The sequence below is a fragment of the Burkholderia sp. Ac-20349 genome, from assembly GCF_017104865.1.
In the GTDB taxonomy this organism is placed as follows: Bacteria; Pseudomonadota; Gammaproteobacteria; order Burkholderiales; family Burkholderiaceae; genus Burkholderia; species Burkholderia aenigmatica.
This window is the reverse complement of the sequence record NZ_JAAGPM010000017.1, coordinates 22,290-47,529: the sequence shown is the minus strand read 5'-3', so window position 1 is coordinate 47,529 and position 25,240 is coordinate 22,290. Positions and strand designations below refer to the sequence as shown.

Annotated in this window: 27 protein-coding genes; 8 read left to right on the top strand and 19 right to left on the bottom strand. The window is 65.8% G+C overall.

Features of this window, described 5'->3' with window-relative positions; genetic code table 11:
- Nucleotides 1-25 precede the first annotated feature (25 nt).
- The 5 genes from G3N61_RS09115 to G3N61_RS09095 form a co-directional block, all read right to left on the bottom strand.
- Nucleotides 26-1,150 (bottom strand): FAD-dependent oxidoreductase, encoded by a 1,125-nt coding sequence (locus tag G3N61_RS09115; RefSeq protein WP_205822238.1) that lies wholly within the window; start codon nucleotides 1,148-1,150, stop codon nucleotides 26-28.
- Nucleotides 1,151-1,152: 2 nt separating this feature from the next.
- Entirely contained in the window at nucleotides 1,153-1,821 is a 669-nt protein-coding gene (locus G3N61_RS09110; RefSeq protein WP_043179758.1) for a cupin domain-containing protein, read from the bottom strand.
- A gap of 70 nt (nucleotides 1,822-1,891) precedes the next feature.
- A complete protein-coding gene (locus G3N61_RS09105; protein WP_043179756.1) occupies nucleotides 1,892-2,236 on the bottom strand; it encodes a carboxymuconolactone decarboxylase family protein in 345 nt (114 codons plus the stop codon).
- Between the two features lie 55 nt (nucleotides 2,237-2,291).
- Nucleotides 2,292-2,573, bottom strand: a complete 282-nt coding sequence (locus G3N61_RS09100; RefSeq protein ID WP_043179755.1) for a hypothetical protein — start codon at nucleotides 2,571-2,573, stop codon at nucleotides 2,292-2,294.
- A gap of 118 nt (nucleotides 2,574-2,691) precedes the next feature.
- Nucleotides 2,692-3,465: an SDR family oxidoreductase gene (locus tag G3N61_RS09095; protein ID WP_205822237.1), complete on the bottom strand. Its 774-nt coding sequence runs from the start codon at nucleotides 3,463-3,465 to the stop codon at nucleotides 2,692-2,694.
- 176 nt (nucleotides 3,466-3,641) lie between these two features.
- On the opposite strand from G3N61_RS09095, the gene gcvA reads away from it, so the two are divergent.
- Entirely contained in the window at nucleotides 3,642-4,553 is a 912-nt protein-coding gene (gene gcvA, locus G3N61_RS09090) for a transcriptional regulator GcvA (RefSeq protein WP_043179752.1), read from the top strand.
- A 54-nt stretch (nucleotides 4,554-4,607) separates the two neighbouring features.
- Here gcvA and G3N61_RS09085 read toward each other — a convergent pair whose 3' ends face one another.
- The 3 genes from G3N61_RS09085 to G3N61_RS09075 form a co-directional block, all read right to left on the bottom strand.
- Nucleotides 4,608-4,955, bottom strand: coding sequence for a hypothetical protein (locus G3N61_RS09085; RefSeq protein WP_205822236.1), 348 nt, complete (start codon nucleotides 4,953-4,955; stop codon nucleotides 4,608-4,610).
- A gap of 102 nt (nucleotides 4,956-5,057) precedes the next feature.
- Entirely contained in the window at nucleotides 5,058-5,477 is a 420-nt protein-coding gene (locus G3N61_RS09080; protein WP_043179749.1) for a tautomerase family protein, read from the bottom strand.
- A 38-nt stretch (nucleotides 5,478-5,515) separates the two neighbouring features.
- Nucleotides 5,516-6,307: an SDR family oxidoreductase gene (locus tag G3N61_RS09075; RefSeq protein WP_205822235.1), complete on the bottom strand. Its 792-nt coding sequence runs from the start codon at nucleotides 6,305-6,307 to the stop codon at nucleotides 5,516-5,518.
- Nucleotides 6,308-6,469: 162 nt separating this feature from the next.
- Here G3N61_RS09075 and G3N61_RS09070 point away from each other — a divergent pair, with 162 nt between their 5' ends.
- Nucleotides 6,470-6,976, top strand: a complete 507-nt coding sequence (locus tag G3N61_RS09070; RefSeq protein ID WP_043179746.1) for a helix-turn-helix domain-containing protein — start codon at nucleotides 6,470-6,472, stop codon at nucleotides 6,974-6,976.
- A 34-nt stretch (nucleotides 6,977-7,010) separates the two neighbouring features.
- On the opposite strand, the gene G3N61_RS09065 is transcribed toward G3N61_RS09070, so the two are convergent.
- Nucleotides 7,011-7,808, bottom strand: a complete 798-nt coding sequence (locus G3N61_RS09065) for a carboxymuconolactone decarboxylase family protein (RefSeq protein WP_241017654.1) — start codon at nucleotides 7,806-7,808, stop codon at nucleotides 7,011-7,013.
- Between G3N61_RS09065 and G3N61_RS09060 the strand changes: the two genes are divergently transcribed.
- From G3N61_RS09060 to G3N61_RS09050, 3 genes are all read left to right on the top strand, one after another.
- Nucleotides 7,807-8,118 (top strand): winged helix-turn-helix transcriptional regulator, encoded by a 312-nt coding sequence (locus G3N61_RS09060; RefSeq protein WP_231937848.1) that lies wholly within the window; start codon nucleotides 7,807-7,809, stop codon nucleotides 8,116-8,118. The genes G3N61_RS09065 and G3N61_RS09060 overlap by 2 nt on opposite strands.
- Before the next feature lie 81 nt (nucleotides 8,119-8,199).
- Nucleotides 8,200-8,880 (top strand): HAD-IA family hydrolase, encoded by a 681-nt coding sequence (locus G3N61_RS09055; protein ID WP_205822234.1) that lies wholly within the window; start codon nucleotides 8,200-8,202, stop codon nucleotides 8,878-8,880.
- Nucleotides 8,881-8,996: 116 nt separating this feature from the next.
- Entirely contained in the window at nucleotides 8,997-10,160 is a 1,164-nt protein-coding gene (locus G3N61_RS09050) for an alpha/beta hydrolase (protein ID WP_205822233.1), read from the top strand.
- A gap of 137 nt (nucleotides 10,161-10,297) precedes the next feature.
- Here G3N61_RS09050 and G3N61_RS09045 read toward each other — a convergent pair whose 3' ends face one another.
- The 4 genes from G3N61_RS09045 to G3N61_RS09030 all read right to left on the bottom strand — a co-directional run bounded on the left by G3N61_RS09045 (nucleotide 10,298) and on the right by G3N61_RS09030 (nucleotide 13,493).
- Entirely contained in the window at nucleotides 10,298-11,437 is a 1,140-nt protein-coding gene (locus G3N61_RS09045; protein WP_089452357.1) for a patatin-like phospholipase family protein, read from the bottom strand.
- Nucleotides 11,438-11,636: 199 nt separating this feature from the next.
- Nucleotides 11,637-12,098, bottom strand: coding sequence for a cupin domain-containing protein (locus G3N61_RS09040; protein ID WP_205822232.1), 462 nt, complete (start codon nucleotides 12,096-12,098; stop codon nucleotides 11,637-11,639).
- A gap of 92 nt (nucleotides 12,099-12,190) precedes the next feature.
- Entirely contained in the window at nucleotides 12,191-12,523 is a 333-nt protein-coding gene (locus tag G3N61_RS09035) for a cupredoxin family copper-binding protein (protein ID WP_175024319.1), read from the bottom strand.
- 25 nt (nucleotides 12,524-12,548) lie between these two features.
- On the bottom strand, nucleotides 12,549-13,493 hold the full coding sequence (locus tag G3N61_RS09030) for a metallophosphoesterase (protein WP_043179734.1): 945 nt from the start codon (nucleotides 13,491-13,493) through the stop codon (nucleotides 12,549-12,551).
- Between the two features lie 273 nt (nucleotides 13,494-13,766).
- Between G3N61_RS09030 and G3N61_RS09025 the strand changes: the two genes are divergently transcribed.
- The 3 genes from G3N61_RS09025 (at nucleotide 13,767) to G3N61_RS09015 (ending at nucleotide 18,547) form a co-directional block, all read left to right on the top strand.
- Nucleotides 13,767-15,356 (top strand): inorganic phosphate transporter, encoded by a 1,590-nt coding sequence (locus G3N61_RS09025; protein ID WP_205822231.1) that lies wholly within the window; start codon nucleotides 13,767-13,769, stop codon nucleotides 15,354-15,356.
- Between the two features lie 81 nt (nucleotides 15,357-15,437).
- Entirely contained in the window at nucleotides 15,438-17,189 is a 1,752-nt protein-coding gene (locus G3N61_RS09020; protein ID WP_043179728.1) for an ABC transporter permease subunit, read from the top strand.
- An 11-nt stretch (nucleotides 17,190-17,200) separates the two neighbouring features.
- Nucleotides 17,201-18,547, top strand: a complete 1,347-nt coding sequence (locus tag G3N61_RS09015) for a nitrate/sulfonate/bicarbonate ABC transporter ATP-binding protein (protein WP_043179726.1) — start codon at nucleotides 17,201-17,203, stop codon at nucleotides 18,545-18,547.
- A gap of 50 nt (nucleotides 18,548-18,597) precedes the next feature.
- Here G3N61_RS09015 and G3N61_RS09010 read toward each other — a convergent pair whose 3' ends face one another.
- From G3N61_RS09010 to G3N61_RS08985, 6 genes are read right to left on the bottom strand one after another with little or no spacing between them, the layout of a single operon-like run.
- Complete coding sequence (locus G3N61_RS09010; protein WP_205822230.1) at nucleotides 18,598-19,716, bottom strand: type VI secretion system ImpA family N-terminal domain-containing protein; 1,119 nt, start codon at nucleotides 19,714-19,716, stop codon at nucleotides 18,598-18,600.
- Nucleotides 19,713-20,768, bottom strand: coding sequence for a type VI secretion system baseplate subunit TssG (gene tssG / locus G3N61_RS09005; protein WP_205822229.1), 1,056 nt, complete (start codon nucleotides 20,766-20,768; stop codon nucleotides 19,713-19,715). The genes G3N61_RS09010 and tssG overlap by 4 nt, the downstream gene beginning before the upstream one ends.
- Complete coding sequence (gene tssF / locus G3N61_RS09000) at nucleotides 20,768-22,657, bottom strand: type VI secretion system baseplate subunit TssF (protein WP_205822228.1); 1,890 nt, start codon at nucleotides 22,655-22,657, stop codon at nucleotides 20,768-20,770. The genes tssG and tssF overlap by 1 nt, the downstream gene beginning before the upstream one ends.
- A gap of 37 nt (nucleotides 22,658-22,694) precedes the next feature.
- Nucleotides 22,695-23,261, bottom strand: coding sequence for a type VI secretion system baseplate subunit TssE (gene tssE, locus G3N61_RS08995; RefSeq protein WP_205822227.1), 567 nt, complete (start codon nucleotides 23,259-23,261; stop codon nucleotides 22,695-22,697).
- Nucleotides 23,254-24,108: a type VI secretion system accessory protein TagJ gene (locus tag G3N61_RS08990; protein ID WP_043179719.1), complete on the bottom strand. Its 855-nt coding sequence runs from the start codon at nucleotides 24,106-24,108 to the stop codon at nucleotides 23,254-23,256. The genes tssE and G3N61_RS08990 overlap by 8 nt, the downstream gene beginning before the upstream one ends.
- Complete coding sequence (locus tag G3N61_RS08985) at nucleotides 24,105-24,791, bottom strand: TagK domain-containing protein (RefSeq protein ID WP_241017653.1); 687 nt, start codon at nucleotides 24,789-24,791, stop codon at nucleotides 24,105-24,107. Before G3N61_RS08985 ends, G3N61_RS08990 begins: the two co-directional genes overlap by 4 nt.
- Nucleotides 24,792-25,240: the final 449 nt, after the last annotated feature.

The following is a 25,240-nucleotide window of genomic DNA, read 5'->3' as shown; positions in this document are numbered from 1 at the left end:
CCTGATGTGCTGCAGCGATGCATCGTCATTCGCCCGATGCAGGCAAGGCCTGCACACCCGCGTGCGCCGCTTCGATCGCGCCGGCGACATAGCCCGGAAACGATCGTGACCATTCGCTCGCGATGCCGGTCAGGCGTCGGTGCCAGGGGCCGGACGACGCGGCGGCGGCAGGGGCTTGCGCGTGGTGGCCGTTGTCGTCGAGATCGGCGGCGGTGGCCGTGAAGGCGTCCTGCGCCCAATCCTTGATGACCTCGGCTTCGGGCGTCGCCGCCTTCGCACCGAACAGGCGCACCAGCTGTGCGCGGCAATGTGCGCGCAGCACGTCGTCGCGCACGTTCTTGCGAACGTGCGCGGGGATGCCGAAGAAGCCGAACAGTGCGGCGCTGCCGCCCGGCATGGACGCGTCGTGGATCTCGCCCAATGGCCCGCGTGCGCTTCGAGCTTCGCCAGACAGTCCCTGTTCGCGCCAGAACGGCGTGTCGTAGATGGCGACGTACTTGGCATGCGGCGCCATCCAGGTGCTCGTGTCGCGCCATTGCCGGGCCAGTGCCGTCGGCAATGGCGGGAAGAATGCGATGCGCTCCTCCGCCAGTCGCGGCGAGATGGCCAGCAGCACGTGTTCGACGCGCCAGGTCGTGACGCCAGCGGCGACGCTTTCGCTTTCCAGTTCCACGTGGGCGTCGACGATGCGGATGCGCCGCACGATCTGACCGGTGACGACACGGCGCGCGTCCAGGCGGCCGCGCAGCGCATCGATCAGCGCGCTCATGCCGCCTGCCACGCGCATCGACGCCGGCGTACTGGCGTACCCCTGCATGCGGACGGGCGGCGCATCTGGCGAGCGTTCGATCATCATGTCGCCCGCTTCGTATTGCTCGAAGCGCTGCAGGCCGAGATCGTGGATCAGTCGGTCCAACTGGGGCTGGAGGTGTGGCCAGAACCACGTCGGGCCCAGATCGAAGCGATCGATGTCGTTCGTCGCAACCGCAGTGCCGGCGGCCGTGTGCCGAGAAACGGAGGCGATGCGACCACCCGGGACATCGCGTGCCTCGAGCAGCACGTAGTCCCTGATGCCTCGCTGCTCCAGCAGAACGGCCGCGTACAGGCCGCTCAGGCCCGCGCCGACGATGGCGATGCGTGCTGTCTGCATGGCTAGGCATCCACCGTGATGCTGGCCGGGCGGCAGGTCTTGAGATAGACGGTGGCCCCGCCGGCCCCGGCGACGATCTCCGGATAGGCGCTCTTCGGCAGGCGCATCCAGCTGCCATGCCCGTGAGGCCGGCCCTCGTCCTCGACCTTTCCGGCCAGGACGAGCACTTCGGCGCTGTCTGTCGGCGCGGAGAACAGTGCTTCACGCGGCGCCAGCCGTTGCAGGCAAACCTGTTCGACATCGTTCGCGAACAACGGGCAGATGTCGCGACCGTCGCGCCGGTGCCAGGCCGCCGGGTCGTTGGTGTCGACGCGTACCCGCTGCCGCTCGCCGGCGCGCATCTGCCGCAGCTTGACGAAGAGGAGGGCGCCCTCGCGGCTGGACGGGCGGTGGCTGGAGCCGGGCGGATTGCGCAGATACCAGCCTGCCGGATAATGCACGCCGTCTTCCGAGAAGGTGCCGGACAGCACAAGAATCTCTTCGCCCTCGGGATGCCGGTGGGGCGGGAAGCACGAAGCGGGCGCATACCGGACGATACTGGTGGCGCGCGCCTGCTCGCCACCCAGCCGATCCAGCATCACGCGCTCGACGCCGGCCTGCGGGGAGGCCACCCATCGATACTGGTGAGGCGCGACGACGACGCGCCGCGAGAAATCTGCGTTGACGAGCATGGGTGGTGTTCCTGGGCTGGATGAGCGCGCGGCCGGCCGACGGGGAATCGGCGGCCGGCCTCGATGCGAATTACTGGCTGGACAGTTGCGCGTGGGCTTCGATGACGCGCGCCGAGTAGGTCAGCGCAGCCCCCGCATTCAGCGCGATCGCGACGCCCAGCGCTTCGGCGATTTCCCCCAGCGTGGCGCCGTGCTCGACTGCCTTTTGGGTGTGCACGGAAATGCAGCCGTCGCAGCGGGTGGTCACGGCCACGGCCAGCGCGATCAGCTCGTGGATCTTGGGATCCAGATGGCCCGTTTTCGCGGCGGCACTGTCGATCGCCGTCAGGCCGCGCACCACGTCGGGGCTCTGTTTCGCATAGTCGCCGACGCGCTCCAGCAGGGAAGCACGGTAGGCGTTCCAGTCGTTCATCATGTTAAGGTTTCCTGATAAATAAGGGGCGCGTGCGAGAGGGCGCCCGGCCGTGTGACTAGGCGACCTGGTAGATGCGCACGTCGGGCGCGGCATCCAGCAGCGGTTGGAGGCCGGCCACCACGTCGGCGGTGAACAGCTCGCTTTGCAGGTAGGCGTTCGCGTGCTCCGTGCTGTCGAAGCCGTGCAGCACCTGCACGTCTTCATCGCGCACGAGCAGTTCCTTCGATTGCGCACCGGCGACGGTGTCGAGGAATGGCGTCTTGTAGCGCCTGTAGATCTCGGCTGCGGCAGCGCGGTTGGCGTCGGCAATCCTGAGCGTGATCTGCAAATAAACCATGTCGTTTCTCCTCATCGAGCGGGAAGGTGCAGCGGGGTTCCGGCCATCGATCCGTCATGGTTCGACGATCCGGTTCGAACGGGGCAGGCGGGCATGTCGTGCTGCTGCCTGCGGTCCATCAATTGCGGCCGGCCATTACGCCGCCGTCCACGTCCCAGATCGCGCCGGTGACCCAGCTCGCCTTGTCCGACAGCAGGAACGCAACGACTTCCGCCACGTCTTGCGGCGTGCCGACCCGGCCGATCGGGTGGAAGCTGTTGAAGCCCTGCAACGCGTCGTGCACGTCAGCCTTCGGGATGAAGCCTTCGTAGATCGGCGTCTGGACGACTGCCGGCGACACCGCGTTGACGCGAATGTGCTTCGGGGCCAGTTCCATGGCCAGATGCTGCGTCAGCGAGTGCAGGCCCGCCTTTGCCATCGAGTACGCCGACGACGGCGTCGCGGCGATCGCCTGTTTCGCCCACATCGAGCCGATATTGACGATCGCGCCCGGGCGGTCGCTGGCGACCAGATTGGCGGCGACTTTCTGCGTAATGAAGAAGAACGCCTTGTTCAGCTTCATGTACTGGTCGTAGTCTGCGTCGCGATGCTCGAGGAACGGCTTCGGGAAGAACACGCCCGCGGCGTTGACCAGCAGGTCGATGTCCGGATGGTGCGCGTCGAGGGTCTGGAGCAGCGCTGCGAGGCCGTCGTCGCTGGACAGGTCCGCCGTCAGTACCGCGACCGGGCCCAGCGCGGCCAATTCCCGCTGCGCCGCCTCGGCCTTGTCGGCCCGATGGCCGACGATGACCGCGCTACCGCCTTCGGCGAGCACCAGGCGGGCCGTTTGCAGCCCCATGCCACTGGTCCCGCCGACGACCAGCAGCTTCCTGCCGTTGAATGGATTGCTCATGGTGAATTCCGTTTAGAAGAAAAGCTATGGATGGGATTGGACCCGGATGGGCCATGTTGCAGGCCCGTTCAACGCTGCTTGGCGCCAGCAACGGGCATGTCGTGAATTTTTCGCCGATTCACTTTCATCGGCAAACGAGATAAAGTGTTCTTCATTGAAAGAAAATCTTTGTCACGATGAAGTCGCCCGTTCACCTGAATGCGTTGCGTGCATTCGAGGCCAGCGCCCGTCATCGGAGCTTTTCGGCAGCCGCGGCCGAGCTTCATGTGACGCCTGCGGCGGTTGGCCAACTCGTCCGCGCGCTGGAGGAATGGCTGGGCACGCCGCTGTTCCATCGCGGCGCCAGCGGGCGTCTGCGACTCGTGCCGACCGAGGCGGCCGAGCGCGCGCTGCCGGATATTCGGGCAGGCTTCGACAGGCTGACGGTCGGTCTCGAGCGGCTCAAGGAGGGATCCACGAGCGGGGTACTCACCGTCGCGGTCAGCCCGGCCTTTGCGGCCAAGTGGCTGTTGCCCCGGATCGAGCGCTTCCAGAACGCGTGGCCCGATACGGACGTGCGCCTGGATACCAACCTCAAGCCGGTGGATTTCGTGACCCAGCAGATCGATATCGGCGTGCGCTACGGGACGGGCACATGGCCAGGGCTCGTCGCGGACAAACTCATGGACGAAGATGTCTATCCCGTGTGCTCGCCCGGGCTGCTGCGCGGGCGTCCGCGTCTGCAAAAGCCGGCCGATCTGGCCCGGGAGACCTTGATCCACGACCTGTCGATGGATAGCCGGACGGGCTTTCCCGCCTGGGATACGTGGCTGCACAGGGCCGGCGTGGCGGATGCCGCTACCGGGCGCGGGATGCAGATCAACAATTCCGCGGCGGTTCTGCAGGCTGCCATCGACGGGCACGGCGTCGCGCTCGCGCGGAGCGTCATGGCGCGTGACGATCTGGCGACCGGGCGTCTGGTGCGTCTCTTCCCGGAAATCACGTTCGCTTCGCCGTTGGCCTATTACATCGTGTATCGCAACGAGTGTTCCGGCCTGGCGAAACTCGTGGCCTTTCGCGACTGGTTGCTCAAGGAAGCGGCGTTGTAGCGAGGGGCCGCGCGCAGCCGGCGACGGGCTTGTCGCCAGCCTGAATTGCGTCGGCTACCGCTTGCCCGGTGCCGCAGTGACCGGAGGCTTGCCGACGATCTCGTACCGCCCCTGCGTCGCATCGACATGTGCGATCGTGTCGAGCATGCGAATCACGGGCGGAAAGCCGTACACGCGCTCGACCATCGCCTTGTATTCGTCGCCGTGCCAGCGCGCGGCGGCTTCGCGCGTGCGCCACACGTACACGCCGCCGCCTTCGTGCGTGGCCGCGTCGTAGAAGTACCACTTGTGCAGCAGGTCCGGGTTCAGCGCCCACTTCACGGCGGTCGCTTCATAGCGATCTCGCAGCGTGGGCAGGTCGACGTCGGGTCGCAGCTTGAAGAAGACGATTTCGGTGATCACGGCAGTGCCTCCATTCGCGAGTCGCGAATCGTGGGGATGCGGTGGTGATGCCCCCCGGGGGGGCGCTTGAGTCGGACGACAGACCCCGGGAGGCAGCGTCTTTCAGTACGGCGACGGCCGGTTCTCCGTGCGCCACTTGAGATCGGCCGGCGTGCCCGGCCGCGGCGGGCGCAGCCCCTCGATCGTCCACAGTCCGAACGGCGTTTCGCCGATATGGATTTCCCAGCGCAGGCCACGCTCGCCGATGAACGGCGTCAGGCGCCGGCCGACATGCTGCATGAACCGCGCCTGTTCGGCGGGATCCTCGATCTGTCGCGCGATGTGGTCGACCCGGATCCGCACGAAGTCGTCGGTCGGCTTGCCGCCGATCAGGAACGACGCGGGCGGCAGCGGCTGGAACAGCACGTTCACGTAGAAGCGCGGCAGAAATCCGTCGTAGAGGCCGACGATGCGCTCGGCGATCTCCAGTTTGTCGGTATCGGAATAGGCGTGTTCGGGATGGTAGATGTTCCAGAGCGGCATGTGTGTTCCCCGGTTCGTGAGAGCAAGCAGGTGTCGTGTCAGATTGCGCTGTAGCGCGCGGCGGGCTGGCCATCCCGCGTGACGGCATGAAGGAGGGTGCCGCGCGCGCCGTCGAACTGCTGCCATGCGCCGAGATCGTGGAGCGTCGGAAAGCACACCGATTCCTCGTGATCCAGTGCATGCAGCGCGGTGTCGACGAGCGTTTCCGGCGTCATGAACAGCGAATCCGGGAACGGCGCGGCCGCGTTGCCGAAAAACGCCGTGCGCACCGGCCCCGGCATCACGGCCTGGACCGCGACGCCGCGCGGCGCAAGCTCGGCGTGCAGCGAGCGCGTGAAGTTGAGCACGTATGCTTTCGAGCCGCTGTATCCGCCCGCACCGGGCACGGGCATCAGCGTGACGATCGAACCGATGTTCACGATCATGCCGCGTCCGGCCGCACTGCAGCGGCGCGCGGCCGCGAGCGAGAGCCGGGTCAGCGCGAGCACGTTGACCCGGATCATCGTGTCGACGGCGGCCGGGTCGACCGATACCGACAGGCCCAGTGCGCCGAGGCCGGCGGCATTGACGATGCCGGCGAAGTCGGCGGTGCCGTCGATCAGCGCCTCGACGTGCGCGACGCCGTCGTGGCTCGACAGGTCGGCGGCGACGGCCTGCGCATCGCAGCCGTATGCGGACCGGAGCCGGTCGGCGAGCGCCGTGAGCCGTTCGCGCCGGCGCGCAACCAGGATCAGGTCGTATCCGCGAGCGGCGAGACGATCCGCATAGACCGCGCCGATCCCCGACGACGCACCGGTTACGACGATTACGCCTCGATCTTCTTGCTTCATGTTCGAACCTCCAAAGGGTTGGACTGACAAGGTTTCTCATAACTCTTATTATCAGAGTAAGTCGAGGGCGACACGCCGTCAAGCGTTGCCGGATACGATACGATTACCGCCGTGCGCGCCCCGGCGTGGGCTGCGCATCGAAGTCAGGAAAGGTGATTTACGATGAAATCCAAGAGTTTTGACGGCATGACCTGCTCGATCGCCAGCGTGCTCGATGCGCTCGGCGATCGATGGAGCACGCTGATCGTGCGCGATCTGGCGTTCGGGCTGGCGCGTTACGACGATCTGCGCCAGTCCACGGGCGTGACCCATGCGACGCTGTCGGATCGGCTGAAGGCGCTCGAAGGCAGGGGGCTGATCGAGCGCCGGCTGTATCAGTCGCGCCCCGACCGGTACGAATACCATCTGACGCCGCGCGGCCGCGACATCGGCATCGTGCTGATGGCGCTCGCGCAGGTCGGCGATGCGTGGGGGCAGGCGGAATCGAAGGCGCCGCCGCTCCGTTTCATGGAGGCGCGCTCGGGGCATGCGGTGCGGCTGGCGTTGGTCGATGTCGAGACGGGTAGCCCGATCGACCTGCCGGACCTGCGCGTGGAGGCGGGGCCCGGCGCGGACGAGATCATGCACTGGCGGCTCGAGAAGACGCGCGCGCGGCGCGGCGAATCGTGACGCGCGCGTCGCCGTCGCGCTGCCGGTTCACGGCTCATGCGGGAAATCGCGCGGCGCCGGCTTCCGGCGGCAGGCGCAGCCCGTTCGTGAGGTAGCTGACGGTCCGGTAGAAGCCCGCGAGCATCAGCAGTTCGAGCAGCGCCTCGTCGCTGAAATGCGGGCGCAGCGCGTGCCACAGCTCGTCGTCGATGTCGCAGTGCCGATGCAGCGTGTCGCACAGCCGGATCAGCAACCGGTCCGCATCGCTCCAGCATGCGTCGTCGGCCGAGCCGCGGGCCAGCGAGCGAATCTGTTCGCTGGTCAGCCCCGCGGCCGGCGAAAACACGGAAACATGCACCCCCCATTCGTATTCGGAGCGGCACAGCGCCGTCGTGCGGTCGATGACGATCTCGCGTTGCCGGATGTCGAGGTGGCCTTGGTCCAGCAGCCCGGCGGCGAAGAACTTCGTGAACAGGCGAGTGTCCCGCGCCAGCGTGGTGAAGAGGCGCAACGGCGGGCGGCCCCGCATGATCCGGTCGATCGACGCGGCGATGTCGGGGGCGAACGGCGGCACTGCGCATGCGATACGCTGAGTCATGTGAACTCCTTCGTGCTCGTGGCGGGTGCGTGTGAACGCTCGCATTCGCCGATGGCTGAGCAGGTAGCGTAGGTGGCGTGCTTTAAAAAGTAAAGCATGAGGAAGGAAGAAAACATCGGCATCATGCGATGCCGCATGCGTCCGACATTGCATCGATACGTTGACGTCACGCGGCGTTTGCTTTAAAAAGTACAGCATGACGACACCCAAAATCGGACAACGCGTTCGCGGATCGAAGACGGGACGACCCATCATGGTCGTGCTGGATCTGCTCGGGCGGCGCACCACGCTGCGCATCCTGTGGGAGCTGCGCGGCGAGCCGCTCACCTTCCGTGCGTTGCAGGAAGCCTGCGAAACGAACGCACGCCTGCTCAACACGCGGCTGGCGGAGCTCAAGGCGTCGGGCCTCGTCGAGCATGGCGAGGGCGGCTACTGCATGACCGCCGAAGGCCGGCGGCTCGAGGCGGCGTTGCAGCCATTGCTGGGGTGGGCAAAACAATGGGCAAAGCGCGACCCCGACGGGTTCGACGCGGCCGATCGCGAACAATCCGGTCAGGAGCGCTGATCGATCGACGCGCGGGTTTGCATCGCCATGTCATGCCGGTTCGCGCGTCGCACACGAGCCAATATTTTGCGGAGTCCTTTCATGTCTGTTCGGGCCGTCCTTTTCGATTTCGATTTGACGCTGGCGGATTCGTCCGCCGCGATCATCGCGTGCACGGAGTACGCGTTGCATCGGCTGGATGCCGCCGGCGCGACGCCGGCGCAGATCAGTGCCGTGATCGGGCTGCCGCTGCACGAGATGTTTTGCTCGCTCACGGGGGAAACCGAGCCGGCGCGGGCTGACGCGTTCGCACGTCACTTCGTGGCGCGGGCCGACGAGATCATGGTGCACGGCACGCGCATCTATCCCGAGGTGCCATCGCTGCTCGCGCGTCTGCGCGAGCAGGGCCTCGCGGTCGCGATCGTATCGTCGAAGTTTCGCTACCGGATCGAGGCGATCCTTGCGCTGAACGAATTGCAAGCGCTCGTCGACGTGCTGATCGGCGGGGAAGACGTGCAGCGTCACAAGCCCGATCCCGAAGGGCTCGTGCTGGCGCTGGCGCGGCTGGGCGTGCCGGCCCGCTCGGCAATCTACGTGGGCGACCACGCGGTGGACGCGCAAGCGGCCGAGCGTGCCGGCGTGGGGTTCGTCGGCGCGGTGAGCGGGATGACGTCGTTCGACGGATGGGCACGCGCGGGCAAGCAGGCGGTGGCCACGCATATCGGCGAACTGGACGCGATCGTGCAGCGGATGCAGCGCGATCCGTCCGAAGCATCGGGTTGACGCGCGACCGCGCCGCGATCCCGGCCGGCTGAACCGCTTTCGGCAACAGTCCGGCAGCGCGCGACGGATTCTGCGACCATCGCCGTTGAAGTCATACCCGCCACCGGTCCATCGCCATGTCACTCATTTCCGTCGCCTTCGCCAGCCTCCGGTTCGCGCGCGTGCTGCCGGCCGCCCGAACGCTGTCATACGCCATTTCGCTCGCGGCCGCCGGTGCGGTGCTCGGCGTGCCGGGCGGCGCGCGTCCGGCCGAAGCCGCCACGCAGCGCGAACGCCTCGATGCGCCGGTCAAGGCCGTCGCCGGCCAGCGCGTGGCCGTCGATACGCCGCAGGGCAGCGCGGTGCTGCCCGTCTATGCGGATCGTCCGCTCGACCAGGCCGCGCCCGATGTCACACGCGTCTTCGTCGTGATTCACGGCACGCTGCGCAATGCCGACGCGTATTACGCGTCGGGGCTCAAGGTCGTCGAGCAAGCCGGTGCGATTGGCAAGGGCACGATGGTCGTCGCGCCGCAGTTCCTGACGCGTGCCGATACGCGCGCGTTTTCGTTGCCCGCGCAGACGCTCGCGTGGACGCAGGAAGGATGGAAGGGCGGCGACGCGGCCCGTCAGCCGGAGCCGGTCAGTTCGTTCACCGCGCTCGACGCATTGCTCGCGCATTTCGCCGACCGCAGCCTGTATCCCGCGTTGTCGAGCGTGGTCGTGATCGGCCATTCCGCCGGCGCGCAGTTGCTGCAGCGCTATGCGGTGGCCGGGCACGAATGCGATGCGCTGGAGCGCGCCGGCATCGCCGTGCGCTATGTGGTCGCGAACCCGTCGAGCTACCTGTATTTCGACGACGCACGGCCGGACGGCCAGGCGATCGCAGGCGGAACCTGCCCGAGCGCGACGCAATGGAAATACGGGTTGCAGTCGGCGCCGCCCTATGTCGCATCGCAGGACGTGCGCGCGCTCGAAGCGCGCTACGTCGCACGTCGTGTCGTGTACCTGCTCGGCCAGGCCGACACGAACCCGTACACGCATTTCATCGACCGTTCGTGCGCGGCCATGGCGCAAGGCCCGTACCGTCTCGCGCGCGGGCTCGCGTATTTCGACTACCTGAAGAAGCGGCACCCGGCCGATCTCGCCCAGCAGGTCGTCGAAGTACCGGGCGTCGGGCACGACAATCTCGGCATGTTCACGTCCGCCTGCGGGCTGGCCGTACTGTTCGACCAGGCATTGCCGTCATCGTGTCCGGTCGTCACCGGCACCGCGCCGGGCGTGCGCGCGGCGTTGCCGTAAGCGGGTGCGGGAGAACCGCGCCGGCCGGCATCGACCGATCGGAACGATCCACGAACCGGCCGGATCGATGCGTTTCCCTGTCGGTCACGCCCGCGTTCAGGCCGATCGCGATCGGCGCGCGATTGCCGCGCCACGCGTCATGCCGTTTTTTCCGTGCCGGGCGGCGCGCTTGCATCGAATACCGTCAGGCCTTCCGTCGGGTCCGTCGGCGTGTCCCACGGACGTGCCGCGATGGCCCGTTGCGCGGCCTCGTAGCCGGCCTGCCGGCGGGCCGCGATGCCGTCCGGCGTGAAATCGATGTCTTTCAGCTGATTGTCGCCGGCGAGTCGCGGCGCCGCGAGCTTGACCAGGTGCATCGTGGTTTCGCATCCCCACGCGGCGAGCCGGCGCACGGCCGGCGACGCGCGTTCGGCTTCCGGCACGTGCCGGGCCAGTTCGCGGATCACGTGGCGCAGCCGGTGGATCTGCTGCTGGCGCGCGATGTGGCTGTCGGTGCGGCTCGCATACTGGATGTCCTTCTGCCGCTCCGACACCTGCCAGATGCTCTCGGGCTCGGGGCCGGCCGGATTCCACATCTGGACGGAGAAGATGATCGAGCTGCGGCGCGGGTTGTCGTCGAGCACGACCTCGACCGGCGTGTTCGAATACACGCCGCCGTCCCAGTACGGTTCGCCGTCGATCCGGATCGCCGGGAACGCGGGCGGCAGCGCGCCCGAGCTCATGATGTGCTCGATCCCGAGCCGCGTATCGCGCGAATCGAAATAGCGCATCGTGCCCGTGCACGCATTGACCGCGCTGACGGTCAGGCGCGGGTGGCCCGCGTTCAGCAGGTCGGGATCGATCAGCGACGCGAGCGTGTCGCGCAGCGGCGCGATCCGGTAATACGACGCGCGATCGACGCCGAGGCGGGCCATCGGCCCGAGCCACGATGCCGGATTGGGCTGGAAGAAGCCCGCGATGCCGCCGCCGATGATCATCAGCTCGGCGAGCGTCCGGTCCCAGCCGGGCAGCAGCGGCGCGGCGTCGAAACGGGTCCGTTCGGTCACGCGGCGCCAGAACGCCGACAGCTTGTCGTAACGCTGCTCCGGCGGGTTTCCGGCGATCAGCGCCGCGTTGATCGCGCCGATCGACGTCCCGACCACCCAGTCGGGCCGGATACCGGCTTCGTCCATCGCCTGAAAGACGCCGAGCTGGAACGCGCCCAGTGCGCCGCCGCCCTGGAGCACGAGCACGACTTGCCCGGGGAGATCCATGCGTGCCGGCTGGCTCGCGGTCATGGCTGGCCTCGCTGCGTGTGACGGTGGGTCGGATCCGAACGGTTCGATTCAGTTTAGGCGATCGGCGGCGGGGGACCGCCCCCAAGTGCAACGGGCCGCTGCGTCTGCGTTGCCTGCCGCTTCCGACCCTCAAGTGCGTTAGCCGTGGTGCGCTCGCATGCGGCAGCTCGCGCCGCTTTGGGTCGGGCGACCGCCGACGTCACGCGTCCGGGTACGGCGTGCCGTCCTTGTGCAGGAACCGGCCGTCGCGGCTCGGGCTCATCATGTCGATGTCCGGGCAGGTGATTACGTCGTCCGGCGAGCGCGAGCCGACCTCGAGATAGACGGCGACCGTATCCGACCGGTTGACCAGGTGATGGCCGTTGCCCGAGCCCTTCGGAAACGCCGCGCAGTCGCCGGCGCACAGCACGGTTTCGCCGTCGTTCTCGATCATTACGAGTTCGCCTTCGAGCACGTAGACGAATTCGTCTTCATCGGAATGCCAGTGGCGCTGGCTCGACCAGCCGCCCGGCGGCACGCGCATCAGGTTGACGCCGAAATCGCGCAGCCCGCCGGCGTCGCCGACGCGCTGGCGGATGCGCTGCTCGCACGGCGCGTCGAACGGCTGCGGATAGCCGCTGCCGCGGCGTTCGGGCACGGTGCTGAGGTCGATCCTGGGCATGGGCGGCTCCGTCGGCCACGCGGGCGAATGGGATGGGGGCATTGTAGGCGGCGCCGCCCGCCATTCGTCCGTGCGTGTCGTGATGCGCCGCGTCATTCGACCGTGATGGTCTCCTTCATGAACGGGTGAATCCCGCAGAACACCTTGTAGACGCCCGGCTTGTCGAAGCGGAACGAGTACGTCTCGTCCTGGTCGAGCGCCTTCGAATGAAAGATGCCGGCGTCGTTGACGACGGTGTGCGGCTCCGCGTCGAGGTTCTTCCACGTGATCGTCGTGCCGGCCTTGATCGTGGTCGACATCGGCGAAAACATGAAATTGCGGATCGTCACGAGCGTGCCGTCCGGGCCCTGCGCGAGTGCGGAAAGCGGGGCGGCGGCGCACAGGATCAGCGCCGCGACGACGCTGAATGGCTTGAAGCGGGTCATGTCGGTCTCCTTGCGGTTCGGTGCGTCACGCCAGCGTCGCATCGTGCAGCGACGATGCGACCGGATGGCCCGCGAATTCGACGGTCGTCACGCCGAGCATCGACGGCAGCCGGTCGCGCGGCACGGTGAGCGGCACGGGGCCCGGGCCGTTGCCGGCCGTCGGCTGCGGGAATGCGGTGGAGCGCGCGGTGTGGAACGTCACGTTGCCCTCGACCTTCGACACGATCTGGTGGATGTGCCCGTTCAGCACGGTGACCGAGCCGAAGCGGCGCAGCAGCGCCATCGTCTGCGGTGCGTCGCCGGTGCCCCAGCCCCACGGCTCGTAGATGGTCCACATCGGCATGTGCGAGAACACGACGATCGGCGTGCTCGACGAGCGGCCCTTGAGATCCTGCGCGAGCCACGCGAGCTGGTCGTCGCCGAAGCTGCCGAGCCCGTTCGGCTTGAAATGCATCACGTTGACGAGGCCGATGAAGTGCACGCCCGCGTGATCGAAGCTGTAATACCCGCGGTTGTCCGACGCCTTGCCGAACCGGCCGAAATATTCGGCGCCGGAACCGTCGGTGACGTCGTGCTCGCCGGGCACCGTATGCAGTTCCGGCACGCGCAGCGCGGACAGCAGTTGCGACGCGTGGTCGAACTCCTCGGGCTTGGACAGGTGCGTGATGTCGCCGGTATGGATGGCCAGCGCGGGCATCGCCGGCATGCCGTTGACGAGGTCGATCGTCTGCTTCAGCGTGGCCGACACGTCGGGATTCGCGTCCTTGTTGAAGCCGATGTGCGTGTCGCTGATCTGCACGAACAGCGGGCGGCCCGCGTTGGCCGGGAGCGTGTCGCCGGTCTGCGCGAGCGCAAGGTCGAACGGCGTCAGGACGCCGCCCGACAGTGTAAACAGCGTGCCGAGGCCGCCGAAGGCCATGCACTGCAGGGCTTTGCGTCGCGACGGGTTGGTGGGGGTCGATGAAGACATGTGAGCCTCGCATTCGTGTGACGAAACCGGACGGCCGGATCGTCCTGGAAGAAACCGGCGCCTTCGCGTGCCATACCGGCGAAGCGGCGGATTTATTCCCGAGCGGGGATTTATTCCCATGCGTTACAAGGTCGACCACCCGTGTTTGCGGCTTGCGCGGTGCGGCGCGATTCCTGACGGATGGCTTGTCAATGTCTTGTAAGTGACACGTCACATTTGCGTCACGACCGATCGATAGCCTGCCACTCCGAGTCACCTCTCCGGAGCCCCTTCATGCCGAATCTCGCGGCAACGGAAACCAGCGGTGCGGTCAGCAACCGCACGCGCGCCATCAGCCTCGCGCTGTTTTTTCTGATCATTGCCTGCGGCATCGTCTATGTCGGTGTTCATCTCAGCGCCGACCTCAGTCCCGTCAAGGAAAGCTCGGTCCTCCCGTTCCTGATGCTGATCGTCGCACTGCTGATCGCGCTCGGCTTCGAATTCGTCAACGGCTTCCACGACACCGCGAACGCGGTCGCGACCGTCATCTATACCCATTCGCTCGACCCGCACCTGGCGGTCGTCTGGTCGGGCCTCTGGAACCTGTGCGGCGTGCTCGTGTCGAGCGGCGCCGTCGCGTTCGGCATCCTGCAGTTGCTGCCGGTCGAGCTGATCCTGCAGGTGGGCAGCGGCTCAGGGTTCGCGATGGTGTTCTCGCTGCTGATCGCGGCCGTCACGTGGAACCTCGCGACCTGGTATTTCGGGCTGCCGTCGTCGAGCTCGCACACGCTCGTCGGCTCGATCATCGGCGTCGGGCTGATGAACCAGATCGTCAGCGGCCCGTCGGGCACGAGCGGCGTCGACTGGAACCAGGCGCTCGGCGTCGGCAAGGCGCTGCTGTTCTCGCCGCTGATCGGCTTCGTGCTGTCCGCGCTCGTGCTGCTGCTGTTGAAGGCGTTCGTGCGCGTGCCGGCGCTGTACCAGGAGCCGAAGGGCAACAAGCCGCCGCCGTTCTGGATCCGCCTGCTGCTGATCCTCACCTGCACGGGCGTGTCGTTCGCGCACGGTTCGAACGACGGGCAGAAGGGCATGGGGCTGATCATGCTGATCCTGATCGGCGTGATGCCGACCGCCTACGCGCTGAACAAGGCCGTGACGCCCGACCAGACGAGCACGTTCGTCGCGGTGGCGCGTCACGCGTCGACGACGCTCGTCAAGTACGCCGATCCGGTCGCGCAGTCGTCCGACCCGCGCGCCGACGTCGAGGCGTACGTGCGCACGCACAAGCTGTCGCCCGCGACGATCCCGGCATTGGGCAAGCTCACCGACACGATCGCCGACCAGGTCGCGCAGGCCGGCGGCATCTCGAGCGTGCCGCAGAACCTCGTCGACAACGTGCGCAACAACATGTATGTCGCGTCCGAGGCGATCCGGCTGATGGAGAAGGCGAAGACGCCGGCGTTCTCGGTCGAGGACGCGAGCGCGCTCGAAGCGTTCAAGAAGCAGATGGATCGCGCGACGAAATTCATCCCGACCTGGGTGAAGGTCGCGGTCGCGATCGCGCTCGGCCTCGGCACGATGGTCGGCTGGAAGCGGATCGTCGTGACGGTCGGCGAGAAGATCGGCAAATCGCATCTCACATACGGGCAGGGCGCATCGGCAGAGGCCGTTGCGATGCTGACGATCGGGATGGCCGACGCATACGGGCTGCCGGTGTCGACGACGCACGTGCTCGCGTCGGGCGTGGCCGGCACGATGACGGCGAGCGGCTCGGGCCTGCGCTGGGATACCGTGCGCAACCTCGTGCTCGCATGGGTGCTGACGCTGCCCGCGTCGATTGCCCTGTCGGCCGTCCTGTACTGGGCGCTGCACGGACTGTTCTGACCCGCGCCGGGGGGCGCGACGTCCGGCCGCGCGACGCGCGGCCGGTCCCATCGATTTTCAATTCAACACAAGACGCTACCGATGGATATCAGTTTCGATCCGAACCGCACCGCGAACGCTTCGGCGTGGCGCGTGCTACCCAACCGCTGGGATGCCGTCGCGTTTCCGCTGATCATCTGCCTGCTCGCGATGACGATCATCGGCTTTCACCAGACGATGGCGCCGATCGGCGTGCTGCAGACCCAGAAGATCTCGCTCGACCCGTCGAACCTGCCTGAATACGCGCTGCGCACCACGCTGCGGATGCTCGCCGCGATGGTCGCATCGCTCGTGTTCACGCTCGTCTACGGCACGCTCGCCGCGAAAAGCCGCCGCGCGGGCATGGTGCTGATCCCGATCCTCGACATCCTGCAGTCGGTGCCGGTGCTCGGCTACATCTCGTTCACCGTCACGTTCTTCATCGCGCTGTTCCCGGGCCGCGTGCTCGGCGCGGAGCTCGCGGCGATCTTCGCGATCTTCACGAGCCAGGCGTGGAACATGACGTTCAGCTTCTACCAGTCGCTGCGGACGGTACCGCGCGATCTGCATGAAGTGTCGCGCGGCTTCCACCTGACGGCGTGGCAGCGCTTCTGGAAGCTCGAGGTACCGTTCTCGATGCCGGGGCTGATCTGGAACATGATGATGTCGATGTCGGGCGGCTGGTTCTTCGTCGTCGCGTCGGAGGCCATCACGGTCGGCAACCAGACCATCACGTTGCCGGGCATCGGCGCGTATCTCGCGCAGGCGATTTCGGACAAGAACCTCGGCGCGGTCGGCTGGGTGATCGTCGCGATGACGGTCGTGATCCTCGCGTACGACCAGTTGCTGTTCCGCCCGCTCGTCGCGTGGGCCGACAAGTTCCGGATGGAAAACACCGCATCGGGCGACGCGCCGCAGTCCTGGCTGCTCGACATGATGCGTCGTACGCACCTGATCCACCAGTTGCTCGTGCCGGCCGGCTGGCTGCTGTCGCAGGCGGCGCGGATTCCGTTGCGCCTGCCGTCGTTCAAGGGCACCGGTGCGCGCGGCGCATCGCGCCGCCGGTCGTCGCGGATCGGGGACATCGTCTGGGGCGTGCTGGTCATCCTGTTGACGGTGTATGTGGTGTGGCGCGTCGTTACCTTCGTGTCGACCGGCGTGACGATGGCCGAAGTCGGGCATGTGCTCGTGCTCGGCCTCATCACGCTGCTGCGCGTGCTGCTGCTGATCCTGATCGCATCGGTGATCTGGGTGCCGCTCGGCGTGTGGATCGGGCTGCGTCCGGCGCTGGCCGAGAAGATCCAGCCGCTCGCGCAGTTCCTCGCCGCCTTCCCGGCGAACCTGCTGTTCCCGGTGTTCGTGATCGTGATTGTCCGCTTTCACCTGAACGCGGACATCTGGCTGTCGCCGCTGATCGTGCTCGGTACGCAGTGGTACATCCTGTTCAACGTGATCGCCGGGGCGATGTCCTATCCGAACGACTACAAGGAAGTGACGAAGAACTTCCATATCCGCGGCAAGCAGTGGTGGCGGCAGGCGATCCTGCCGGGCATCTTCCCGTACTACGTGACCGGTGCGATCACTGCATCGGGCGGCGCGTGGAACGCGAGCATCGTGTCCGAGTTCGTGCAGTGGGGCGATACGAAGGTCGTCGCGCACGGCCTCGGCGCATACATCGCGCAAACGACTGCCGCCGGCGATTTCCCGAAGATCATCCTGGGCATCGCCGTGATGTCCCTGTTCGTTACCCTGTTCAACCGTCTGCTGTGGCGTCCGATGTACGCCTATGCGGAAGCCCGGCTCCGTCTCGATTGAGAGTAAGCGCGATGCAAAATCCGAATGTCATGAATGCCCCCGTCCAGACGAACCAGGCGGCCCAGCCGCCGCGTCTTGGCGACGAAATCCTGCGCGTCGAGCATGTCAGCCGCGGTTTCAACAAGTCGCAAGGCGAGCTGCTGGTGCTCGACGATGCGAACCTGTCGCTGCGCGAAGGCGAGATCGTCGGGCTGCTCGGCCGTTCCGGCTCGGGCAAGTCGACGCTGCTGCGGATCATCGCCGGCCTGATCGAGCCGACCGGCGGCGAGGTGTCCTATCTCGGCAAGCCGCTGGACGGTCCGGCCGAAGGTGTTGCGATGGTGTTCCAGACCTTCGCGCTGTTCCCGTGGCTCACCGTGCTGCAGAACGTGGAAGCAGGCCTCGAGGCGCTCGGTGTCGACGCACGCCAGCGGCGCGAGCGTGCGCTGGCCGCGATCGACCTGATCGGTCTCGACGGCTTCGAGAACGCGTATCCGCGCGAGCTGTCGGGCGGCATGCGCCAGCGTGTGGGATTTGCGCGCGCGCTCGTCGTCGATCCGACGATCCTGCTGATGGACGAGCCGTTTTCGGCACTCGACGTGCTGACCGCCGAGACGCTGCGTACCGACCTGCTTGACCTGTGGACGCAGGGCCGGATGCCGATCAAGTCGGTGCTGATCGTCACGCACAACATCGAGGAAGCCGTGTTCATGTGCGACCGGATCCTCGTGCTGTCGTCGAACCCGGGCCGAGTGATTGCCGAGATCAAGGTGCCGTTCAAGCATCCGCGCAATCGACTCGACACCGATTTCCGCAAGCTCGTCGACGACATCTACGCGAAGATGACGGCGCGTGCGACCAACGAGGCGACGAAGAAGGGGCTCGAGCTCGGCAGCTGGCTGCCGCGTGTGTCGACCAACCTGATGTCCGGCCTGATCGAGACGCTCGCGATGGCACCGTACCATGGCCGCGCGGACATGCCGGAAATCGCGCGCACGCTGCATCTGGAAGTCGACGAACTGTTCCCGATCGCGGAAGTGCTGCAGTACCTCGGTTTCGCGGACGTGCGGGAAGGCGACGTGTTCCTCACGCCGCCCGCGCGCGTGTTCGCGGAATTCGGCACGCAGGAGCGCAAGCTGATGTTCGCGGATCACCTGCTGAAGCACGTGCCGCTGGCCGCGCGGATCCGCAAGGTGCTGAACGAACGTCCTGGCCATCGTGCGCCGCGCGTGCGCTTCGAGCAGGAACTGGAGGATTTCCTGTCCGACGAAGCGGCAGAGGAAACGCTCGACGCGGTGATCGACTGGGGCCGTTACGGGGAAGTGTTCTCGTATAACGACAAGACCGAGGTGTTCAGTCTTGAGGATGTCGAGAGCTGATCGTCGAGCACGCATGGCATCCCGTCATACACGACCGTGACGGGATGCCATCATGAGCCGTCTGCCTCTTCCCACTGAGCGAGAAGCTCCGGCGGAATGGCCCTGACGACATCGACGTAGCGCTTTCCGACGAACTGTTCGGCGCGTTTGAGCAGCACCGGGATGGGGCTGCTCGGTTCGTTCGCTTCGAACCACCGGCGTGCCGCGCAGATCAGCTCCAACGCTGCCTGCCGGTCCGTTGGCGCAAGGGGGGCGGGTGCGACAACGGACGTCGGGGTTGGAGAAGCAGTTTCTTCGTCATCCGGACGTGCCGGCGCTGTGGCCGTTTCGTCGAGTGTCGCCAACACCGGCGTATCGCGTTCCTCGTGTTCGACCGTACGCAAAGTGCCGGATTGGCTATCGACCCGCGGTTCGCTTGCTTGAAAGAGCCGGAGCAGGCGGATCAACGGGGAAAAATCCGGCAGATACGTCTCGAGGTGCGTCGTGCACCACGAATCGATAGCGGAGAGGCTCGAGATCGCGTCGTCGAAGGCCTTCATCGTTGACGGCTGCTGCTCCCGCAGGTTCTGCAATTGCAGGGTGACCGAATCGGGCGCGAGCGCATCGACCGGACGCGGATGCGCGAACGCGCGCTCGACGTCACGAACCTGCAGCCGGGTGGCAGTCGATCGTGTCAATACGATTTCCCGCACATCGGCCAGCAACCCTTCCGGATCCGACAGTGCCTGCAGCACATTCATTCGCATTTCCAGCGCTGCATGGCGATCGTTGTCGGCATCGGCCTGCGGATGGACCTGCTCCGGAAACGCCTGCAACCACGCCGCCAGTAACCGCATACCTTCCGATAGGCCTGCCACGCCGCCCAGGCGTGTTCGACAGCGCGTATGCAGCACGGCAACGCGCATGTCCTTCGTGCGTGTCATCAACCGCCGGCAGTCTCGCTCGATCTCGCTCCAGTTGAGCGGTTCGGGCGAACCGACGAATGTGCCGTACTGCACATCCTGTCTGGGTGCGGTGCCGGCAAACAGCACCACGAAATCGTGATCGTATTCGAGATCCGGGCCGCACGGCTCCGTACCGCTCAACGGCGCCAGCCAGTCATCATGCGGCGTATCTGCGACGGGCGCACGGCCAGGCTTGTTCGGGGCGGGGGATGATTTCTTGCTCATGGTCGATGGTCGGAGTCAGGGGCGCGACGATTGAAATGACGTGCATGGCGTTCCGGCTCGAAGCGCATGCCGGTGATCGGCTTGTCGGAGGCGGGGCGACCCAGCCAGCCAGACCAGCCCATGCGCTGCCGGCCGCCCATTACGGCCGGCGGCGCGCTCTCGGGCTTGATGCGAAGCTCCAGTTCCCATTCGAGCTCGTGGCCGACGAATGCCCGAACCCACTCGACGAGTCGCGGCAGGTCTTCGCCTTGTGGCGTGAAGCGCAGATAGGCATCCAGATCGACGGGACCGATCACGATGCGGAACCGGTGCTGACGGTCCGGTGCGACACGCCCGAGCACGGCGCCCCGGCCCATCGTGGCGGCCGCGCCCGGGTACCCGATGCGCCCGCAGTCGGCCGGATCGATTTCGATCCAGTGAAAGACGTTTTCCTCGAGGGTGACCGGAACGCCGAAGTAGTGTTCGAGCGTGGTGCGAAGCCCGTCCGGATTACGCGATTCGCGGACGAGATGGGACGAGGCGGCAAGACGCGCATGCGACGGCAGAGGACGCCGGTCGATTTCGCCGACCGCTTGCCCGGCGAGGCTTGCGATATAGAACGAGAATTGCTCGTCGTGTTTTCGGTCGAGGCCCGCAGCCGCCTGCGCGGAAGCCCACGCTCGATAGAACAGGGTGAAGAACCGATGATGGAAGATGTCGAAGAAGTCGACGGTGGTGGTGTCGCGGCGACTGCTTTCCCGGTCCTTCGCGATCTCGGTAACGTGGATCGGCAATGGACCGTTGGGTCCCAGCATGCCGAGGCCGAACAGCCGCATCTTGAGTCGCCCGGCCGTCTCGTGCGCGCTCGCGATTTCCCTCGGCGGGAAAGCCAGGCTCGGCTGTTGGCCCAGTCTGAACGGTTCGGCCCGTGGCCGGCGTGCGGTGCCGATCGGGTCGACCGTCGGGTTCGCGCCGATCCGCCGTAGCAACGACAGGAATCCGAAGCGCCAGGGTTCGGCCTGCAGGGATTCGAGCAATTCCGGCGACAGCGTGGGGTGTGTGGCGCGCTTCATCACAGTGCTCCGCGCGTGCCCGTGCGCGCCGGCCATCGCGCGATCCGGCCGCGCTGCATCGAGTGCAACTCCGTCTGCGTGAAGCTGTTGATCGAGACATGCCGCGCGAGCCAATGCTCGAGGATCACCCCGAACAGATAGGGACTCACGCCCGAGAAGCCGGTCTCGTCGACCGTCAGCGCACATTCGATGCCGCGGCCGAAGGTCATCGGGCCGGTTCCCGGCAGCTTGCGCGTGATGGGGCGCGTTTTCGCACCCACGAGGCTCTCGACCTGGCGGCCTTGTCCGGAGTCGCCATCCACGAGGTACAGACGTAGCAGGTCGCGCAGGCCTTGACCGCCTTCCCGATGATCGAGTGCTTCGAGCGGCAGATAGTTGAAATTCAGCTGGCGGATCAGGCGCCACGCCATTTCCCGCTCGGCATAAGGCGGCAACGGCGCGCTCGGCGGCCGAATCAGGCCGATGCTGTCGACCGGCGCGGACTGCGCGGTTTCCAGGTCGTGCATGCCGTTGCGCGGCACGAGCGTGGCGAGATCCCGGTTCGTCAACAGCGCCTCGACCGACAGGAAGCGAATGTTTTCGCCGTACGGCGCTTCTGCCTGGTCGACGAGCGAGAGAAACACCTCCGTACCGACGTAAGGCGCGCGCGTACCGTAGCGGCGTGCCGAATCGGACAGCAGGCGCCGCTCGCGCCGCACCGAAAAGTAACGACCGTGATTACCTTCGTCGTTGTTCAGCGTCTGATAGAGCGGCCGAAACTCGAGTTCGGAAGAGGTCGAGGCGACCTGCCCGTAGACGGTGCTGACCGAGAACACCTCGTAGTCGAGTGGTGTGAGTCTCGCCGGCACCAGATGGAATTCGGTGTCGCGCGGCGAGATCTCGACCTGGTCGGTATGTTTGCGGAACAGATTGATGACGGGTGTGCAGAAGAGTGCGAAGCGTGATGCATCGACGAGATTGGCGAGTGGACCGGGCGCCCGGTCGAGCAGCACGACGATCTCGACTTCTCTGCCATTGACCCGCGAAAAGCCCTCGGCAAGGCCATTCAACGCAAAAAACCAGAACCGCGCAGGGCACGCGAAGTATTCATGCAGCAGGTTGTGCCCGTGGAATTTGGCCCAGTTGAGCGGCAACAGGCTTTGATCGATGCCCAATCCTTCGTGTTCGATCGCGTTTTCCATGACGGCCGCGAGCGGGCGGCCCGGCATGCCGAATTCCCCGGGGGCACCGATAACGGAGGCAATTCCGCCCGCATGCAGCAACTCGAACAGGTGCGATGCGACCTGTTCGTCGCCTGCCAGATACACCGGAAGCCGCTCGAGTCCTTTCAGGTCGGCGATCCGCATGTTCCCCGTGGTCGCGAGCTTGATCCGCAGCGCGCCGCGCACTTGCTGATCGGGCGGGCAATAGCGCTCCAGCGCCGGGATGTCTGGTGGAATGCCTGTCAGCCGTGCTTCGGTGATCGTGAGTGGCCACAGCGTGACGTCCTGCCCGCTCGTGAACTGGCACGCCGTGCGCTCTCCATCGGGAACCTTCGCGGTGAACGCGGTCCCGCGCGCAAGGCGATAGCCGTCTGTGAGACTGCCTTCGGACTGTCCGGGATACAGGCGAGCGATCGAGATCGACGGGGTCGGCGCGACGTAGTTCGGATAGATGACCTCGAGCAGCCGTTCCGTGAAGCGCGGAAACTCTGCATCGAGCTTGATTTGCATGCGCGCAGCCATGAAGCTGAACGATTCGATCAGGCGCTCGACATAAGGGTCCGCCACTTCGCCGGCCTGCATGCCTAGTCGGCGCGCGATCTTCGGATGTGCATGCGCGAACTCGGCGGCGAGTTCACGCATGTAAATGAGTTCCTGGCTGTAATAGTCGAGCAGTCGCGGGTCCATCGGAGAGGCCTCGTTGTGGTCGTTGTGTGCGCCGCGCTCAGCCGGCGCGCATGCCCGTGATCCGGATTTCGCTCGTTTCGAGATCCAGCGAGCTTTGCACCATGAACTCGAGCGGATACGGATCCATGTGAATCAGGCCGCGCACTTCGAAGGCGAGCACATTGTGATGTTCGCCCGCGGAATTGGCATCGGCGTTGGTACGGGGCGCTACCACCAGCGAATTCGGAATCAGGCGCGGCTCGAAATCGCCGATGGCCCGGCTGATCATCTTTTCGACGTCGTTCCACTGACGCGATGCGATAAAGGTGCCGGCGAGCGGCGGTACGCCGAAATTCACGGTCGATGCGGCCGCTTGCGGATGGCGGTTGCGATCGATCCGGTCTTCGATACTCGTCGTGTTGAGCAGATAGGCGAGATCGCGCTGCACGATGTCGCGCATCTGTTTGCGCGTGACCGTGTATTCCTCCGGGGCCTCGGTCTGCCGATGCGGTGCATCGTCGCGCAGGCGATCGAGCAGGGTCGGCATCAGATGCGAGCTGGCTCGCCGCGGCGTACGTGTGGTCGGCGCGTCGGCACCCGGCTGGTGTTTCCTGCGCTCAGTCATGGGCTTGATCCGCATCGATCGCAGCACGCGTAGCGCGCGAGCCGAACTCGGCGTGAGCCAGTTCGAACAGGCTGAAGTCGCCCAGGTCCGTTGCCCAGGTTTTCTGCCCGAGCGCGACGACACCCGTACGGCCGATGTCGCGCCAGAAGGTTTCGCGTCCAAGGCGCACGGCGTCGCTGCCGGTTTCCGAACCCGGATAGCGGGCCGGCATGAAGCCGTGGATGAGGCTGCCGTCGATGAGGGTGAGTGTGCAGGGCGCCCATACCAGATCGATCGGTTGCGCCGGCTGCAACACGCGCCATTCCGCCAGGTCGGCGAACGGCACCCAGCGATAGTGTCCGGCCGTGATGACTTCGCAGACCGGGCCGAAACGGGCATCGCTGTCCGCGATCCATGCGGCATGGCCCTGTGATGGTGCGACGAGCGGAATGTCCGACGCAGCCTGGAATGCCGCATCGCGGAGCGTATCGGCCTGTTCGACCTGCCCGTCGGCCGCGTGGCGGATCGCGTCCAGCAGTGCATCGATCCAGGGCGGTGATGCAAGGACGACACCCGGGCGTTCCCGGCCCTCGACCACCTTTGCCCGCCACCGTTCGGCACGGATCAGGTCGCGATACATCTGCGCGGTTCGAGCCTGACCCGGTTCGAGCTTTGCCCAAACCTGCAGTTGCTGGATCGCGCGTGACCACTCGCCGACGATGCACAGCAGCTGGAACAGCGCCCAGCGATGGGAGGCAGTCGTCGGTTGCGAGCGGATGCGTGCTTCGATACGTGCGATCTGGTCGACGAGCGGGAGGCCGTCCGCACGCTGCGCGGAGAGCGTATCGGTGGTGGTGAGGGTGGTCATGGTTGATCCTTGCGCAACGGCGCGGTCAGCGGACTGTCCACGGACAATGCATGGTGCTCGCGGCGGGTAAGCGGCGGAGGCGGTGCGGGGGCGCGGCGTGCGAACTCGGCATGAAATTCGGGTGGCGCGAACAGTCGCAGGATCTCCGGAATGGATTCGCCATCGGTCACCGGTTCCATGTGCTCGTCCAGATGACCGAAGGCATCCTCGATCGTGCGATTGCCGGACAGGAGCGTCTCGATCGAATCCGAGCGCCCGGAGTTTTCGTAGGCATGCACGTCGTGCGGGTGATCCGGCGAGATCTCGTGCGGGAGCGTGTCGTCTATCGACGGGGCCCATGCTGACGCGATCGGCGCGCCGGGGTCGGTCAGGGCGCGCCAGTACTGCGCATGAAGCGTATCGATCAACGCGTCGGTGTGGTCGGCGTCGATGCCGGCCGTGTCCGTTGTGGCATGCGGATAGGCTGCAGCACCGTCCCGGGTGCCGATTCCGAGGAGGCCGAGCATGTCGTCGTCGATGCGAGCGGGACTGAACGCGTCGTCCAGCGGCAACGTGTCGGCAACGGGCTGCGAGCGTGCGTCCTCCAGTGCGGGCGCGATGAGCGAGGTGTTCGACTGACGAGGCCAGGGCAGGCGAAGAGGGCGCATGAGCAGGTTCGATAGAGAAAGATCCGAAAATGACATGCGAGTATCGATGAATCTTTCATCTCAAAAAAGAGCTCGGACAATAAATGTATGGAAATGAGTTGATAATTGATTGTCAAAAATTGCAACGGTTAAATGGAAATCTGATTTCAATCAAAAAGATGGGGTCGTTTGTTTGCAATGTTGGTCGTTGAATTCCGGCATTTATCTCGAAATAACAATGGCTTGCGAGTGGCGTATTTGATGGATTGCTCGCGGTTTTTATGTGGATGATCGGGCGCGAATACGTGATTTAAGATCGGGTTGGGAATAAGAATCGTCCTAATTTATTATTTGATATCGCCGCGAAAATTAATGCGTTGACGTAATTGTTGTTTCGTGTCGATAATGCGGCTCCTGATTCGAGTGGCCGTCTTTTTCGAACCGGAGAGAGAAGTGTGTTTCGAGTGCTCAACGTCTCGTCTGGCATGGAATCCATCAAGGACTCC

Excerpts from the sequence above, each read along its gene's own strand:
- tssF (WP_205822228.1), bottom strand. The coding sequence starts at position 22,657 with ATGGACCCGCGACTGCTCGACTATTACAGCCAGGAACTCATTTACATG.
- G3N61_RS09040 (WP_205822232.1), bottom strand. The coding sequence starts at position 12,098 with ATGCCCAGGATCGACCTCAGCACCGTGCCCGAACGCCGCGGCAGCGGC.
- tssG (WP_205822229.1), bottom strand. The coding sequence starts at position 20,768 with ATGAAGCGCGCCACACACCCCACGCTGTCGCCGGAATTGCTCGAATCC.
- G3N61_RS09095 (WP_205822237.1), bottom strand. The coding sequence starts at position 3,465 with ATGAGCAATCCATTCAACGGCAGGAAGCTGCTGGTCGTCGGCGGGACC.
- G3N61_RS09010 (WP_205822230.1), bottom strand. The coding sequence starts at position 19,716 with ATGAGCAAGAAATCATCCCCCGCCCCGAACAAGCCTGGCCGTGCGCCC.
- G3N61_RS09045 (WP_089452357.1), bottom strand. The coding sequence starts at position 11,437 with ATGACCGCGAGCCAGCCGGCACGCATGGATCTCCCCGGGCAAGTCGTG.
- G3N61_RS09050 (WP_205822233.1), top strand. The coding sequence starts at position 8,997 with ATGTCACTCATTTCCGTCGCCTTCGCCAGCCTCCGGTTCGCGCGCGTG.
- G3N61_RS09080 (WP_043179749.1), bottom strand. The coding sequence starts at position 5,477 with ATGCCGCTCTGGAACATCTACCATCCCGAACACGCCTATTCCGATACC.
- G3N61_RS09065 (WP_241017654.1), bottom strand. The coding sequence starts at position 7,808 with ATGATGGGTCGTCCCGTCTTCGATCCGCGAACGCGTTGTCCGATTTTG.
- G3N61_RS08990 (WP_043179719.1), bottom strand. The coding sequence starts at position 24,108 with ATGACCACCCTCACCACCACCGATACGCTCTCCGCGCAGCGTGCGGAC.
- G3N61_RS09105 (WP_043179756.1), bottom strand. The coding sequence starts at position 2,236 with ATGATGAACGACTGGAACGCCTACCGTGCTTCCCTGCTGGAGCGCGTC.
- G3N61_RS09020 (WP_043179728.1), top strand. The coding sequence starts at position 15,438 with ATGGATATCAGTTTCGATCCGAACCGCACCGCGAACGCTTCGGCGTGG.
- G3N61_RS09025 (WP_205822231.1), top strand. The coding sequence starts at position 13,767 with ATGCCGAATCTCGCGGCAACGGAAACCAGCGGTGCGGTCAGCAACCGC.
- G3N61_RS09030 (WP_043179734.1), bottom strand. The coding sequence starts at position 13,493 with ATGTCTTCATCGACCCCCACCAACCCGTCGCGACGCAAAGCCCTGCAG.
- G3N61_RS09070 (WP_043179746.1), top strand. The coding sequence starts at position 6,470 with ATGAAATCCAAGAGTTTTGACGGCATGACCTGCTCGATCGCCAGCGTG.
- G3N61_RS09055 (WP_205822234.1), top strand. The coding sequence starts at position 8,200 with ATGTCTGTTCGGGCCGTCCTTTTCGATTTCGATTTGACGCTGGCGGAT.
- G3N61_RS09015 (WP_043179726.1), top strand. The coding sequence starts at position 17,201 with ATGCAAAATCCGAATGTCATGAATGCCCCCGTCCAGACGAACCAGGCG.
- G3N61_RS09060 (WP_231937848.1), top strand. The coding sequence starts at position 7,807 with ATGGTCGTGCTGGATCTGCTCGGGCGGCGCACCACGCTGCGCATCCTG.
- G3N61_RS09110 (WP_043179758.1), bottom strand. The coding sequence starts at position 1,821 with ATGCTCGTCAACGCAGATTTCTCGCGGCGCGTCGTCGTCGCGCCTCAC.
- G3N61_RS09115 (WP_205822238.1), bottom strand. The coding sequence starts at position 1,150 with ATGCAGACAGCACGCATCGCCATCGTCGGCGCGGGCCTGAGCGGCCTG.
- G3N61_RS08985 (WP_241017653.1), bottom strand. The coding sequence starts at position 24,791 with ATGTCATTTTCGGATCTTTCTCTATCGAACCTGCTCATGCGCCCTCTT.
- G3N61_RS09100 (WP_043179755.1), bottom strand. The coding sequence starts at position 2,573 with ATGGTTTATTTGCAGATCACGCTCAGGATTGCCGACGCCAACCGCGCT.
- G3N61_RS09075 (WP_205822235.1), bottom strand. The coding sequence starts at position 6,307 with ATGAAGCAAGAAGATCGAGGCGTAATCGTCGTAACCGGTGCGTCGTCG.
- G3N61_RS09035 (WP_175024319.1), bottom strand. The coding sequence starts at position 12,523 with ATGACCCGCTTCAAGCCATTCAGCGTCGTCGCGGCGCTGATCCTGTGC.
- gcvA (WP_043179752.1), top strand. The coding sequence starts at position 3,642 with ATGAAGTCGCCCGTTCACCTGAATGCGTTGCGTGCATTCGAGGCCAGC.
- tssE (WP_205822227.1), bottom strand. The coding sequence starts at position 23,261 with ATGACTGAGCGCAGGAAACACCAGCCGGGTGCCGACGCGCCGACCACA.